This is a genomic window from Rhizobium sp. P2_G2 (genome assembly GCF_056403555.1).
The window spans coordinates 49,001-62,097 of the sequence record NZ_JBFUFF010000010.1 but is presented as its reverse complement, the minus strand read 5'-3'; the positions used below and the strand labels follow the sequence as shown (position 1 = coordinate 62,097).

Below are 13,097 nucleotides of genomic sequence, written 5' to 3'. Positions count from 1 at the left end.
AACGATCTGTGCCATGATCGGCTATCGAATATCGACGACTTTCAACGGAGTCAGCCATGTCCTTCTTCCCCGGCGTCGATCCCGAAGCGGGCGATCATGATGCGGCCGATCAGGTCGAGCTGCTGGTCATCCCGCGCACCTCCGATATCGGCAATTTTGAGGTCCGTCGCGCCCTGCCGAATTCCCGGCGCCGTCTTGTCGGGCCGTTCATCTTCTTCGATCGCATGGGGCCGGCCGTCCTCAAACCGGGTCAGGCGGTCGATGTGCGACCGCATCCGCATATCGGGCTGTCGACCGTGACCTATCTGTTCGATGGCGAGATGACGCATCGCGATAGCCTCGGCACCGGCATGGTGATCAAGCCCGGCGACGTCAACCTGATGACTGCGGGCCGCGGCATCGTCCATTCCGAACGCACGCCACAGGAATTGCGCGGCACCGAATTCGCGCTGTCCGGCCTGCAGACCTGGCTGGCTCTGCCGGATGGCCATGAAGAAATTGATCCGCGCTTCCATCATGCGAGCATCGAGACGCTGCCGGAATTTTCCGATCGCGGTTTTTCCGGCCGTGTGGTGATCGGCAAGTGGCAAGGTCTGGTCTCGCCTGTGCCCGTGCCGTCAGAGACACTCTATGTCGATCTGCGTATAGAACCCAATTCCGCTTGCCCTTTCCACGCCGGTCAGGAGGAGCGTGCGGCCTATATCCTGTCGGGTTCGCTTTCCGTCTCTGGCATTCGCCACGAGGCCGATCAATTGCTGATTTTCCGGCCTGGCGACACGGTCGACCTGGTGACCGGCGACGAGCCTTGCCATGTCATGCTGTTCGGCGGCGAGGCACTGGGTTCCAAGCGCCATATCTGGTGGAATTTCGTCTCCTCCTCCAAGGAACGCATCGAGCAGGCCAAGGAGGAATGGCGTACCGGCAAGTTCGACATTGTCCCGGGCGACGAGGCGGAATTCATTCCTTTGCCGGCGGTGTGATGCCGGATGGCAGGTCATATAGCTCGATCTTGGCGAGCGAATTGCCGTAGTAGCGCACGAATTTGCGGGACGCCAAAATCTTGTTCTTGATGATGCCGGCCGGATCGTAGAGTGCCACCGATACCTGGACCAGCCAGACACGGCCATGCGACTTGAGTGCCTGGTCGACCAGCGCCGTATCCGCCGGAATGATCTTCGGTGCGCCCAGATTGCTGCCATAGACGCGTGGCAGGTTGCGCTGCGGATAGCAGCCGGGAATGCAGACCACCGGCGGGAAATGCGCCTGGCGCTTTGCATAATAATCCACGGCGATAACGCCTTCCGCGGGCGTAGCGATGACGATGTCGCCAGGCTGGGCGTCACGGGCGATGATCGCCATCAGCGACTTCCAATCGTCGATCGGCTTGCTGAAGTCCAGCGCCGCAGTGGGTATAAGGAAAGCGAAGACCACAATGGCGAGCAACGGCCGGAGCCATGCCGCACGCGTTGCCGATAGAATGCCGAAGGCGATCACCAGGAAGCCGAGCGGCACTGTCCAGGCGAACAGGCGCTGGATATAGACCGGCTTCACCCAGAAGGTGAAGGCCAGCATGGCATAAAGCGGCACCAGCAGGATGACTGCCGCCAGCACCGCCTGCGCTGGCGCGCCTTTGGCGAGACGATAAAGGCCAAGCGTCAGAAGTGCCAGCGAGAGTATCACTGCGAACCAGTGCGATCCGAGAAACAGCATCCAGGCACTGTAGAGATCACGCGGCTTTGGTTCGAGCCAGAAGGCCAGGCCGGAGAATGCACGCGATTGCATGAGGAACAGCGGCGCATAGGGTGCAAAGACCATCAGGGCCAGCACACCCGCGGCGCAGAAAATAACGAAATTCCTCAGCCGCTGTTCGGCTGGCGTGAAGATAAGCGACAGGATCAGCCCGCACCAGATACCCATGTCGATGAAGAAGCTGGTATTGTGCAGCCAGAGCGCTGCACCGCCCGCGACGCCGAGGACGAGTGCCGGCACAATCCAGATATTGACGGGCCTGACAGTCTTGGCTTGCCGAAGCCGCTCGACCAGCACGATTGCGGCCACCACGGCGACCGTCGCCGCAAGCATTTGGAGCGCATAGGGGCGGGCATTCTGCGCCTCGCGGATGCTGGCATAGTTGACGGCGAGGAACGCCGCGCCGAGCAGGCCGACGCTTGCGCTGATCCACCCCGACCGGGTCAACCGGCCCGATATCGCGATGGCGAAGATCGTCCCCAGGCTGGCCGTAAGCGACAGGCTTCTGAGGCCCAGTTCGGAATTGCCGAACAGCATCCTCCAGAGCTTCAGCAAGGTATAGTAAGTCGGTGGATGCGTCTCGTAGAACGGCACCTCGTGCCAGAGTACGGTGAACGATTGGGAAGAGAACCATTCGGTATAGAGTTCATCGATCCAGAGCGAACGGCTGCCTATCCCCGGCAACCGGAAGAGCAGCCCAACGATGAGGATCAACAGGACGAATAGCCAGAAATAGCGCTCGATGATCGTCCTGAACTGCTGTCCTGTCTTCTCTGCCGTCACGAAATCGCACCTCGGATAGGAATGAAGTCTCAAGAATTCGCCGTTGGTGTCGAAACTCCCGAAGGATTCCGGCGATCTTGGGACGGCAGATCCATGATCGCGCAAACTCGCAAGCCCTGTGCCCTGTTTCGCGGCGCAAAGCAATTTTTTGCAAAGGCTCAGGGTTCCAATCCGCCTTCTTCGCCGTGACCGCTTCCTCGTTGCGCGCAAAACGTTTTAGGATCAGAGCGTCGTAGACGACGGAGGTACAGATGACGAGTGAATATTCCTTCCGCGATCCGAAGAATCCGGGCGCGCCGATGATTCCTCGAGCCGAATGGGACCGCGCGCCCTATAATCGCTGGAGCTTTCTCAATGTCCGCGACCTCGTACCGACGACCGAGGTCTGGCGTGGCGCGGAGCCTGCTTCGGTCTTGCCGCAAGCGCATCAGGAGATAGGCGGCCTGGGCTTCCCCCACGACGGCAGAGCCTGGACGATCGCCGAATTCCTCGACGAGACCTTCACCGACGGTTTTCTCGTCTTGCACAAGGGCAGGATCGTTTCCGAAACCTATCTGAACGGCATGCGGCCGCACACGCTGCATCTGTCGCAATCGGTTGGCAAGTCGGTGACGGGCGCGGTCGCCGGCATTCTCATCCATCGCGGCCTTGTCGATCCCGCAGCACCGGTGACGCATTATCTGCCGGAACTGGACGCGACGGCTTATCGCGGTGCCACCGTGCAGCAGGTGCTCGACATGACCACCGGCGTGATCTTCGACGAGACTTACACAGCAGTCGATTCGCACTGTGCCTGGCTCGACGCCGCCTGCGGCTGGAAGGAGCGCAAGGGCGATCATTGGCCCGAAACAGTGTGGCAGCTCATCCTGTCGCTCGAGGAGAGCGAGCGGCCGCACGGAGCGCTGTTCCAATACCGATCGATCGAGACCGACGTTCTGGCCTTCATCCTGCAGCGCGTGTCGGGCAAGCCGTTGGCCGAACTCGTCAGCGAGGAACTCTGGATTCCGCTCGGCGCCGGTGAGGATGCGTCATTCACCGTCGATTCGGCCGGCTATGCGCTCGCCTGCGGCGGCTTCAACGCGACGCTTCGCGACTATGGCCGGTTCGCCGACATGATCACCCATGGCGGCGCGTTCAACGGCCGCCAGATCGTACCGTCCGAATGGGTGGCCGAGACCCGCAATGGCGGCCGGCATCCACTGTTCACCGGCGATTACCGTGTCACGCTGCCGAATGGCGCCTATCACAACCAATTCTGGATCGAGGATGTCGACCGACCGGTGCTGCTGGCGCGAGGCGTCTTCGGCCAGATGCTCTACATGGACCAGGCTGCAGAATTCACCGCCGTAAAGCTTTCAACCTGGCCCGATTTCACCAATCCGGAGCGCACGAAGCTCTCGCTTGCCGCGGTGAGGGCGGTTCGCGACGCCTTGACATCATCTTGAACAAAACGCCGTGCAAAACGGTTTAATCACTGAAAAATGAGGCATTTACCTTTGCCCTCGATGGAGATTGTCTGTAATCTGGCGCCCTATGCCTTAATTTCTGCGTCCTTTGCGGTTGAAAAGGACGACAGGACAGATAAATAGCATCGGATGTCAAAAAGGTCCGGTGGACAGGATAAACCGTGAGCTCAATGCCGCAGACGCCGCTTCTCGATCAAGTCAATTATCCGGAGGATCTCCGGAAACTCGATGACAAGGACCTGCCGCAGCTGGCCGCCGAGCTCCGGTCCGAAATGATCGATGCCGTGTCGCGCACCGGCGGCCATCTCGGCGCCGGCCTGGGTGTCGTCGAATTGACCATCGCCATTCACAAGGTGTTCAATACGCCCGACGACCGGCTGATCTTCGATGTCGGCCATCAGTGTTATCCGCACAAGATTCTCACCGGTCGCCGCGACCGCATCCGCACGCTTCGGCAGGAAGGCGGGCTCTCCGGCTTCACACGGCGTGCTGAGAGCGAATATGACCCCTTCGGTGCGGCCCATTCCTCGACCTCGATTTCCGCTGGCCTCGGCATGGCGGTGGCTGCCGAGCTCGACCAGTCCAAGCGCAATGTCATCGCCGTGATCGGCGACGGGGCGCTCTCCGGCGGCATGGCCTTTGAGGCGCTCAACAATGCCGGCTCGCTCGACGCGCGGCTGATCGTCATCCTCAATGACAACGATATGTCGATTGCTCCGCCCACCGGCGCGATGAGCGCCTATCTGGCGCGGCTCGCCTCGGGCCGCACCTATCTCGGTTTCCGCGAGATCGGCAAGAAGCTCACTGCCTATCTCGGCAAGAAGATCGACCGCGCCATCACCCGCGCCGTCGAGCATGCACGTGGTTATGTCACCGGCGGCACGCTGTTCGAAGAACTCGGCTTCTACCATATCGGCCCGATCGATGGTCATTCCTTCGAGCATCTCCTGCCCGTGCTGCGCAATGTCCGCGACAACGGCAATGGCCCGGTGCTGATCCATGTCGTCACCCAGAAGGGCAAGGGCTATGCGCCGGCTGAGGAAGCCGCCGATAAATATCATGGCGTCAACAAGTTCGACGTCATTACCGGCGCCCAGGCCAAGGCCAAGCCGAACGCACCGTCCTACACCTCGGTCTTCGCCGAGGCACTGATCCAGGAGGCCGAACTCGATCCAAAGATCATCGGCATCACCGCCGCCATGCCGAATGGCACCGGCCTGGACAAGTTTGCCGAGATCTTCCCGAAGCGCATTTTCGATGTCGGCATTGCCGAACAGCATGCGGTGACCTTCGCCGCCGGCCTCGCCGCCGATGGCTACAAACCCTTTGCGGCGATCTACTCTACCTTCCTGCAGCGCGCCTATGACCAGGTCGTGCATGACGTGGCGATCCAGAGCCTGCCGGTACGCTTTGCCATCGACCGCGCCGGCTATGTCGGTGCCGACGGCCCCACACATGCCGGCTCGTTCGACACCACCTACCTTGCGACGCTGCCCGGCTTCGTCGTGATGGCAGCGGCCGACGAGGCGGAACTCAAGCATATGGTCCGCACGGCAGCCGCCTATGACGATGGTCCGATCTCCTTCCGCTATCCGCGCGGCGAGGGCGTCGGCGTCGAAATGCCGGTGCGCGGCGAAATCCTGCAAATCGGCAAGGGCAGGGTGGTCAAGCAGGGCAGCAAGGTGGCGCTGCTCTCGTTCGGCACCCGTCTTGCAGACTGTCTGCTTGCGGCGGAAGACCTCGATGCTGCCGGTCTTTCGACCACGGTCGCCGATGCCCGCTTCGCCAAGCCGCTCGATCTGGATCTCATTCGCCAGCTCGCCCGGCATCACGAAGTGCTGGTGACGGTGGAAGAAGGCTCAATCGGCGGCTTCGGTGCCCATGTCCTGCATATGCTGGCGCATGAAGGTTATCTCGACGGCCGGCTGAAGGTCCGCCCTTTGGTCATGTCCGACACGTTCATGGACCAGGCCAAGCCCGAGGCGATGAACGCCATGGCGGGCCTCGACCGCAAGGGCATCGTCAAGACTGTGTTCGGCATGCTCGGCGAAAAGGGCATCGGTCTCGGCGTCGCCGGCTGACCTTTTACCAAGGAATTCTGATGCGCGATTGCGCCGTGATGCCTATGGTGCCTGTGTCGGCGTCAGCAGCAAGATATCGAGGTCCCGTTCCGGGGTGAAATCCGTGGCATTCATCTCGAACGTGGTCGGCCCGGTCTTCTTCAAGTCCTTGCCACAGAAGCTGACATAATTGGCCGCGTCGCCCTTGTCGACGATCAGCTTGAACTTGCTGATTGATCCTTCCCAGTTGGCGCCCGTGCTCAGCACATAGGAAATCCAGTTCTCGACCAGATGCGGCTTGTTGGCATTCATGTCGTCGTTGGATTGCCGAGCGAGCTTCGCCATTGAGTCATCGACGCAGTATTTCCGGACATATTCGTCCCAGCGCTCGCCCTTCGGCTGGTTGTCCGCATCGAGGAAGGTCGTGGCGACCGTGCCGCCGACACTCGGACGGTATTTGTGCGAGACGCGAATGTCCTTGCCGGGCAGGAAGGTGGTCTTCCACCAATAAGCGGATTGCAGCGTCCAGACCGGCACATAGTCAGTCTTTTCGTCTGAGCCGCTGCCATAGGTATAGGGGATCACCAGCCCGCGCGACAAAAGTTCCTCGATCGCCGTCTTCGGCAGACCCTTGATCGACTTGGCGGTCGCGTCGCCGAGCGGATTGAGAGGCAGCTTGTCGGACTTGAGGATATCGGTCATGTCGATATCATCGACGAAGGCCTTCTGCTGCAGGTTCGGCTTGATTGCCACGCCGTCCTGAACGACAGAAAAGCCGAGGAAATTGTCGCTCGCCGTATTGCCGGCGTCGACCATGCTGTCCGGGCTGCCGGTGATACCGGGCATCGGGAAGGCGACATAGGTCTCGACCGGTACCTTGGCGGTGTTGCGGAAGACATAGTCGACACGCACCTCCTTTGGCGAAATGAACAGCGTCTCCTGCTGCATCTCGATATCGCCGCTACGGGTAAAGACCAGACCGCCGGTCTTGAGCTCGGCGGTCGTGTCATTGGCGAAGGCCGGAGCGGCGCTGATGCCGAGCGCCACTGCAAACAAGGAAATTCTGATCATGCCTGCCTCCCGAAGCAGCGCTCACTCATAGTTCGATGGGGTCAGTAGCAGGATATCGAGATCCTTGTCGGGCGTGAAGTCCGTCGCATGAACTTCGAACGTCGTCGGACTGGTCTTTTTCACATCGATGCCGCAGAAGCTGACAAAATTCTTCGGATCGCCCTTGTCGACGATCAGCGTGAACTGGCCGATCGGGCCGGACCAGTTGGCGCCGGTGGTCAGCACGTAGGAAATCCAGTGTTCGACGAGATAGGGCTGCTGGTCCTGCATCGCCTTCTGGGATTTTTGCGCGATCCTGTTGAAGGGGTCGTCGACGCAGTATTTCTTCACATATTCGTCGTACCGCTCGCCCTGCGGCTGGTTGTTCTCATCAAGATAGGTGATCGCCACGGTGCCGCCGACACTCGGCTTATATTTGTGCGAGACATGTACGTCCTTGCCGGGGGGAAAGGTCGTCTTCCAGAAATAGCTGGATTTCAGCGTCCACATCGGCACCCAGTCCGTCTGCTGGTCCGTGCCGTCGCCTGAAGTCTGAGCATAGACCAGGCCGCGCACCACGAGGTCATTCAGCGCCGCCTTTGGCAGCGCCTTGAGCGCAGAGGCCGTCTTGTCGCTCAGCGGATTGAGCGGCACATGCTGCTCCAGCAGCACGTCGGTAACGTCGATATTTCGCCAGAAGGCACGCTGCTGCAGGCTGGGCGTGATCGCAGCGCCGTCCTGGACCACGGAAAAGCCGAGGAAATTGTCGCTCGACGTGTCGCCGGCATCCATCATCGGATCGAGGCTGCCCTCGATGTCGGGCATCGGAAAGGCGACGTAAGTGTCGACAGGCTTGTCGGACGTGTTGCGGTAGACGTAGTCGACAGTCACCTGTTTCGGAGAAATGTAAAGCTTCTCCTCCTGCATGGTAATGTCGTCGCTATGGGTGAATTCCAGCCCGCCGGTCTTGAGTTCGGCGGTGGTGTCGTTCGCGAAAGCCTTTGCCGCGCCGAGGCTTGCGATCAGCGCGAGGGTCAGGGCCGTGCGGTTCATATCGTCCTCCTGCTTGTCTTGCCGCCGGCCGACGCATGTCTCACGAAAGTGTGCGGCGGTTTCGCGAAAAAGACATGCGCAAACAAATAGCTAAACCATGTCGCGTGAATTCTTGTTCACGCGACATGGTTTAGGGACGGTTCATGACAGGGTCAACTCAATGTCTTCATGAAAGACAATAGCCCCGAAAATGGTCGGGGCTATTTAGGAACGGGGGAGACCGATCGGTCTCAGAATTCTTCCCAGCTATCCGACGCGGCAGCGCCGCCGCCCGACGCGACCTTCTTCGGCGCGGGTGCCGGCGCATGCCTGACGGCGGCGGCCGGACGTGCCGGCTCCGCCATGGCCCTGGCGGCCTGCCGCAGTGCCGCGACCGGCGCGGCAGCGGCATGGCGGAGCTTGAACTGGGCGATCAGGTCGCGAAGCTTTGCGGCTTCCTGGGCAAGCGTCGCCGAAGCGGCGGTCGATTCTTCGACCATGGCGGCGTTTTGCTGCGTCGTCTGGTCCATGGAATTGACGGCCGTGTTGACTTCCGCCAGCCCGGTCGACTGCTCCTTGGCCGATGTCGCGATCGCCTGCATATGTTGGTTGATGCCGGCGATCTGCTCGCCGATCGTCTTGAGCGCAATGCCCGTCTCGCGCACCAGCTTGACGCCGCCTTCGACCTCGGTCGAGGAATTGCGGATCAGGCCCTTGATCTCCTTGGCTGCCTGTGCGGAGCGCTGCGCCAGTTCGCGCACTTCCTGGGCGACGACCGCAAAACCCTTGCCGGCCTCGCCGGCGCGCGCTGCTTCGACGCCGGCATTGAGCGCCAGGAGGTTGGTCTGGAAGGCGATCTCGTCGATCACACCGATAATGTTGGAAATCTGCTGCGAGGAATTCTCGATCCGCTGCATTGCTTCTTCGGCCTGCGAGACGACCTGAGCGGAGTGTCCGGCGCTCTGATTGGCTTCAGTCGCAGCGGTCCGCGCTTCTTCGGTGCGCTTGCTGGAATTCGTGACGTTGACGGTGATCTCATCGAGCGCCGCCGCCGTCTCTTCAAGCGCGGCGGCCTGCTGTTCGGTGCGCTTGGAGAGGTCGCCGGCGCCGGCGGAGATTTCGCGTGTGCCGCTATCGATCGCCGATATGCCCGTGGAGATCGCCAGCATGGTGTCACCCAGTTGCCGCACCGAGCTATTGAAATCATGCCGCAGCGCTTCGAAATCCGGCGCAAAGGCTTCGTCGAGCTGGAAGGCGAGATCGCCGTCGGCAAGCCGCTTCAGCCCTGCCGCAAGGCCTGACGTCGCAGCGCGAAGCCGCGCTGAAGCATCTTCTTCCGTCTGCCGGCGCGTGGTGATCTGTTGGGCCTCGGCCTGCTGGCGCAGGCCTTCCGCGTCCTGTTCCATCTGCTTCTTGGCAATGGCAGCCTGGCGGAACACCTCGACCGTCGCCGCCATGCTGCCGATCTCGTCGGCCCGTCCGATGCCGGTACAATTGATGTTGGTCTCGCCGTCGGCAAGTCGCCGCATGTCGTTGGAGAGCGCCAGCATCGGCCCGGTGACCGATTTGCGCATCAGCAGGTAGAGGCCGATCGAAAACAGCGCCGTCACGCCGAGAATGATCTTGAGCAGCAGACTGATGCTGGCCTGCATGGCAGCGCTTTGGCTGGAAACATTTTCCGAGACCTTCTGGATCTCGTCGCCGGCCTGTTCCATGACTCCTTCGAGCGTCGAGAACTGCTTCATGAAGTCCGGCAGCGATTTCAGCGCCGCCTGCGGGTCCTTGCCTGCGAGGTCGACCATCTTGCCGGCACTGTCGATATAGACGAGCAACGGCGGCTCGATGCCGGCGACCACGTCCTGCGTCGCCTTGTCGGTGGCAAGCGTCTTGTTGGCGGCGATCATGTCGCGGAACGAGGCAACATGCTCCTTGAGGTCCGCCTTGACCTGATCAGCGGAGATGCCCGCGGCCGGATTAGCGGCGAGGATGGCTGCCAGCACATCGGCCCTCAGGGCATCGTGCATCATGTCGGCCTGCATATGATTTCTGAGCACCTGCGCCGAGCGCGTGACGTCGGCGCCGTTGTCGCTGAGCGTGGACGCCGCCCACATGCCCACGCCCGTTGCACCGCCCGCCAGCGCAAAAATAGCCACACTTGCAACAATGATTTTACGCTGAATGGATGCCATGCTCGTCCCCACAATAAAGTATGTGCCACGAAATTTAGCAAGGCATGCTTAATGAACTGTCAATCATCAGTTCGGTGCCGCAATTGTCCGGGGCAGGGATGAATTACCCGGATGATTCGCGCTTTGCGGGAGATTTTCGGCCCGGATAGCGAAAGCGGGCTGACCGACGGTTGCTATCCGTCCCCCCCTGGAATGCCGGAAGAGACGGATTGCTATCCTTGGTCCAGCGGCTCCGTACCGGCCGGCTTGCCGTTGCGGTCGAGCCGGATCTTTTCGATTCGCGCCTCGGCAGCGTTGAGCAGCGCTTCGCAATGCTTCTTCAGCGCCTCGCCACGCTCGTAGATTTCGATCGACTGGTCGAGCGCCACGTCGCCGCGTTCGAGGCGGGTGACGATCTGCTCCAGTTCGGCCACGGCCTGTTCGAAAGAGAGGCTCGAAACCTCGGCCCGTTCCGGTGCACCCGTCATAGTCAACCCTTCATCAGTCGCGCGATATGCAGACCAGCCGATTCGGCCAGCCCTTCGAGATCATATCCGCCTTCCAGGACACTGACGAGGCGGTTGCCGGCATATTTGCCCGCTACCTCCATCATCTTGCCGGTGATCCAGTCGAAATCGTCGCCGACGAGATTGATCTGGGCCAGGGGATCGCGGTGATGCGCGTCGAAGCCGGCCGACAGGATGACGAGGTCGGGGCGGAAGTTTTCCAGCGCCGGCAGAACGCGGCTCATGACCGCCTCGCGGAAATTATGGCTTTCGGCATAGGGCCTGAGCGGCGCGTTGACGATATTGCCGACACCGGTTTCATCCTTGGCGCCGGTGCCGGGATAGAGCGGCATCTGATGCGTCGAGCAGTAGAGCACGCTCGGATCCTTGTAGAAGATGTCCTGCGTGCCGTTGCCGTGATGGACGTCGAAATCGATGATCGCGATCCGCTCGACCCCATGTGTCTTCTGCGCATGCCGGGCGGCGATGGCGACCGTATTGAACAGGCAGAAGCCCATCACCTTGTCATGCTCGGCATGATGGCCCGGCGGGCGGCCGGCAACGAAGCCGTTGTCCGCTTTGCTTGAAAAGACGTCGTCCACGGCCATCATCGCACCCCCGATGGCCGTTAGCGCTGCCTTCAGGCTTTCGGGGCCGGCATGGGTGTCGGCTTCGATCTGTTTGACGCCCTCTTCCGGCATGGCGCGCATCACCGCGAACAGGTGCTCCTCCGGATGGGCAAGCAGAACCGCGTCTTCGCTCGCCGTCGGTGCCTCGACACGCTCGAGCGCAGCGAAATGCGGATGTTCGAGCGCCGCGTTGAGCGCGCGCAGCCGGTCCGGCCGCTCTGGATGGCCTTCGGGAACCTGGTGCTGCAGGAAGACGGAATGTTCGTAGAGACGCGTTGTCATGACGTTCTATATCCCTTGCGCGGCAAACCCGGTGATGGACAGCAAGGCCAGCTGTCGACAATATTCGCCGGTTCGAGATCGTAGTAACCGCCAAGCCGTTAGCACTTACCGGCGGGAAACTGAACCCGAATCGGAAGCTGGTTCAACTGATTTTAAGCTTCGATGTTTCGGCTTGCGGCTTACCGGACGTGGCCAGCCGCTGCTCAGCCTGCCATGTCCTCGCCCGTCGCAGCGGTGCCGCCTCGGTAAAAATATTTCGTGACCGGAATTCGGCCGGGGATGTAAACGTCAAATATTCACGAATGTTTTCGTCGGAGGCGGTAAACCAGGGTTCTCGCAATGTTCGGATCGGCTCGCCGATCCAGTCTGGCAAGGTGCCAAGCCGGTACCTTTTCGACAGATAATCCGCCGCCGCGGCATAGAGTGCGTTCAATTTTTCGTCTTCGAGAATCACCGGCGCATCTGCAAGGCAGGCGACCATTTCAGACTGGGTTGCCCGATCGTAGAAGTGGTCCAGGAATTCGGAAAATTCCTTCACCGGATCTTCGCCGCTGGCAACCCTTTCAGAAACCTCGCGCAGGGTAAACGGGCGCATCCTCGTCCTTTCTGTCGAAACTGAACAATTGCTTCAGCAGGAAGCGCTTGTCTTCGTGCTTGGCGGACACGGGAAAATATTTTCCGAGAATGCCTATTGCCGTGTCGACATCGCGAACATCGTTGACGAACAAGAGGTTTTGTATATCGCTTTTTTCCTGGGGGCCTTTCGAAGGGTCCAAAACCCGCATGGCTTTCAGTTTGAGCGCCAGCATATATTCGGCGGTCGGGACAAACACTCTGAGGCCGGCCGTCTCGCCGCCGCGTGGAAAAGTTCCATATTCCCAGTGATCGCCTTCCTTTGTCGCCAGTCGGCTGAGATGAAAGTCGACTGCGTCATTCAGCCAATTCTCCTTTTCCACGAATCCCATATCTGCAGCGATCTGCGAGACCACGTCCTCGAACCAGGCGGGCCGTGCTTCTCCCAAGGGGGCGATGTCTACGTCGCCGGTGGCGAACCTGAAATTGCTAGCGAACATCAGCGCCGATCCGCCATAGACCATGATGTCGATCATCGTCCCGTGCTCAATCGAGGCAGTGCCGAGGCGATCGAACGCTTCAAGAAGCGCTGCCTTATCTATATCCCGCTTGCCGGTCATCCAGTTGGGTTGTCTTATCCGTGGTACAATGCCTTAACGATAGCACGCGAGGAAGCGATCACAAATGATGTCCCTTGAATTCGAGCGATGTTGCTGCATCTTCGCGTCGGGCGCATAGGTTCTGCCGGGACCGCTCTCTATCAACAGGAGCCGCACTGCTGATTTGCGCAAAATCGACT

General features: G+C 60.5%; 11 protein-coding genes. 3 read left to right on the top strand and 8 right to left on the bottom strand.

The window, feature by feature from the left end; genetic code table 11:
* Nucleotides 1-56 precede the first annotated feature (56 nt).
* Entirely contained in the window at nt 57-980 is a 924-nt protein-coding gene (locus tag AC1D06_RS10815) for a pirin family protein (protein WP_477880208.1), read from the top strand.
* Here the strand turns inward: AC1D06_RS10815 and AC1D06_RS10810 are convergent.
* A complete protein-coding gene (locus tag AC1D06_RS10810; protein WP_477880206.1) occupies nt 958-2,532 on the bottom strand; it encodes a glycosyltransferase family 39 protein in 1,575 nt (524 codons plus the stop codon). The genes AC1D06_RS10815 and AC1D06_RS10810 overlap by 23 nt on opposite strands.
* Before the next feature lie 251 nt (nt 2,533-2,783).
* On the opposite strand from AC1D06_RS10810, the gene AC1D06_RS10805 reads away from it, so the two are divergent.
* Together AC1D06_RS10805 and dxs are read left to right on the top strand one after the other, a co-directional pair.
* Nucleotides 2,784-3,977, top strand: a complete 1,194-nt coding sequence (locus tag AC1D06_RS10805) for a serine hydrolase domain-containing protein (protein WP_477880204.1) — start codon at nt 2,784-2,786, stop codon at nt 3,975-3,977.
* Between the two features lie 191 nt (nt 3,978-4,168).
* Nucleotides 4,169-6,079, top strand: coding sequence for a 1-deoxy-D-xylulose-5-phosphate synthase (dxs, locus tag AC1D06_RS10800; protein WP_477986285.1), 1,911 nt, complete (start codon nt 4,169-4,171; stop codon nt 6,077-6,079).
* A gap of 42 nt (nt 6,080-6,121) precedes the next feature.
* On the opposite strand, the gene AC1D06_RS10795 is transcribed toward dxs, so the two are convergent.
* From AC1D06_RS10795 to AC1D06_RS10765, 7 genes are all read right to left on the bottom strand, one after another.
* Nucleotides 6,122-7,129 (bottom strand): DUF4424 domain-containing protein, encoded by a 1,008-nt coding sequence (locus tag AC1D06_RS10795; RefSeq protein WP_477986230.1) that lies wholly within the window; start codon nt 7,127-7,129, stop codon nt 6,122-6,124.
* Between the two features lie 21 nt (nt 7,130-7,150).
* The gene (locus AC1D06_RS10790; RefSeq protein WP_477986229.1) at nt 7,151-8,161 is read right to left on the bottom strand and encodes a DUF4424 domain-containing protein; all 1,011 of its coding nucleotides are present in this window, start codon (nt 8,159-8,161) and stop codon (nt 7,151-7,153) included.
* Nucleotides 8,162-8,391: 230 nt separating this feature from the next.
* The gene (locus AC1D06_RS10785; protein ID WP_477986228.1) at nt 8,392-10,329 is read right to left on the bottom strand and encodes a methyl-accepting chemotaxis protein; all 1,938 of its coding nucleotides are present in this window, start codon (nt 10,327-10,329) and stop codon (nt 8,392-8,394) included.
* Between the two features lie 212 nt (nt 10,330-10,541).
* Entirely contained in the window at nt 10,542-10,796 is a 255-nt protein-coding gene (locus tag AC1D06_RS10780) for an exodeoxyribonuclease VII small subunit (protein WP_477880197.1), read from the bottom strand.
* Between the two features lie 2 nt (nt 10,797-10,798).
* Nucleotides 10,799-11,725, bottom strand: a complete 927-nt coding sequence (locus AC1D06_RS10775) for a histone deacetylase family protein (RefSeq protein ID WP_477986227.1) — start codon at nt 11,723-11,725, stop codon at nt 10,799-10,801.
* A gap of 142 nt (nt 11,726-11,867) precedes the next feature.
* Entirely contained in the window at nt 11,868-12,320 is a 453-nt protein-coding gene (locus tag AC1D06_RS10770; RefSeq protein WP_477986226.1) for a hypothetical protein, read from the bottom strand.
* Nucleotides 12,289-12,918: a hypothetical protein gene (locus AC1D06_RS10765; protein WP_477986224.1), complete on the bottom strand. Its 630-nt coding sequence runs from the start codon at nt 12,916-12,918 to the stop codon at nt 12,289-12,291. Before AC1D06_RS10765 ends, AC1D06_RS10770 begins: the two co-directional genes overlap by 32 nt.
* Nucleotides 12,919-13,097: the final 179 nt, after the last annotated feature.

What these genes read in the sequence shown, in the direction of transcription:
- AC1D06_RS10815 (WP_477880208.1), top strand. Translation starts at nt 57, where the DNA reads ATGTCCTTCTTCCCCGGCGTCGATCCCGAAGCGGGCGATCATGATGCG.
- AC1D06_RS10805 (WP_477880204.1), top strand. Translation starts at nt 2,784, where the DNA reads ATGACGAGTGAATATTCCTTCCGCGATCCGAAGAATCCGGGCGCGCCG.
- dxs (WP_477986285.1), top strand. Translation starts at nt 4,169, where the DNA reads ATGCCGCAGACGCCGCTTCTCGATCAAGTCAATTATCCGGAGGATCTC.
- AC1D06_RS10795 (WP_477986230.1), bottom strand. Translation starts at nt 7,129, where the DNA reads ATGATCAGAATTTCCTTGTTTGCAGTGGCGCTCGGCATCAGCGCCGCT.
- AC1D06_RS10790 (WP_477986229.1), bottom strand. Translation starts at nt 8,161, where the DNA reads ATGAACCGCACGGCCCTGACCCTCGCGCTGATCGCAAGCCTCGGCGCG.
- AC1D06_RS10785 (WP_477986228.1), bottom strand. Translation starts at nt 10,329, where the DNA reads ATGGCATCCATTCAGCGTAAAATCATTGTTGCAAGTGTGGCTATTTTT.
- AC1D06_RS10780 (WP_477880197.1), bottom strand. Translation starts at nt 10,796, where the DNA reads ATGACGGGTGCACCGGAACGGGCCGAGGTTTCGAGCCTCTCTTTCGAA.
- AC1D06_RS10775 (WP_477986227.1), bottom strand. Translation starts at nt 11,725, where the DNA reads ATGACAACGCGTCTCTACGAACATTCCGTCTTCCTGCAGCACCAGGTT.
- AC1D06_RS10770 (WP_477986226.1), bottom strand. Translation starts at nt 12,320, where the DNA reads ATGCGCCCGTTTACCCTGCGCGAGGTTTCTGAAAGGGTTGCCAGCGGC.
- AC1D06_RS10765 (WP_477986224.1), bottom strand. Translation starts at nt 12,918, where the DNA reads ATGACCGGCAAGCGGGATATAGATAAGGCAGCGCTTCTTGAAGCGTTC.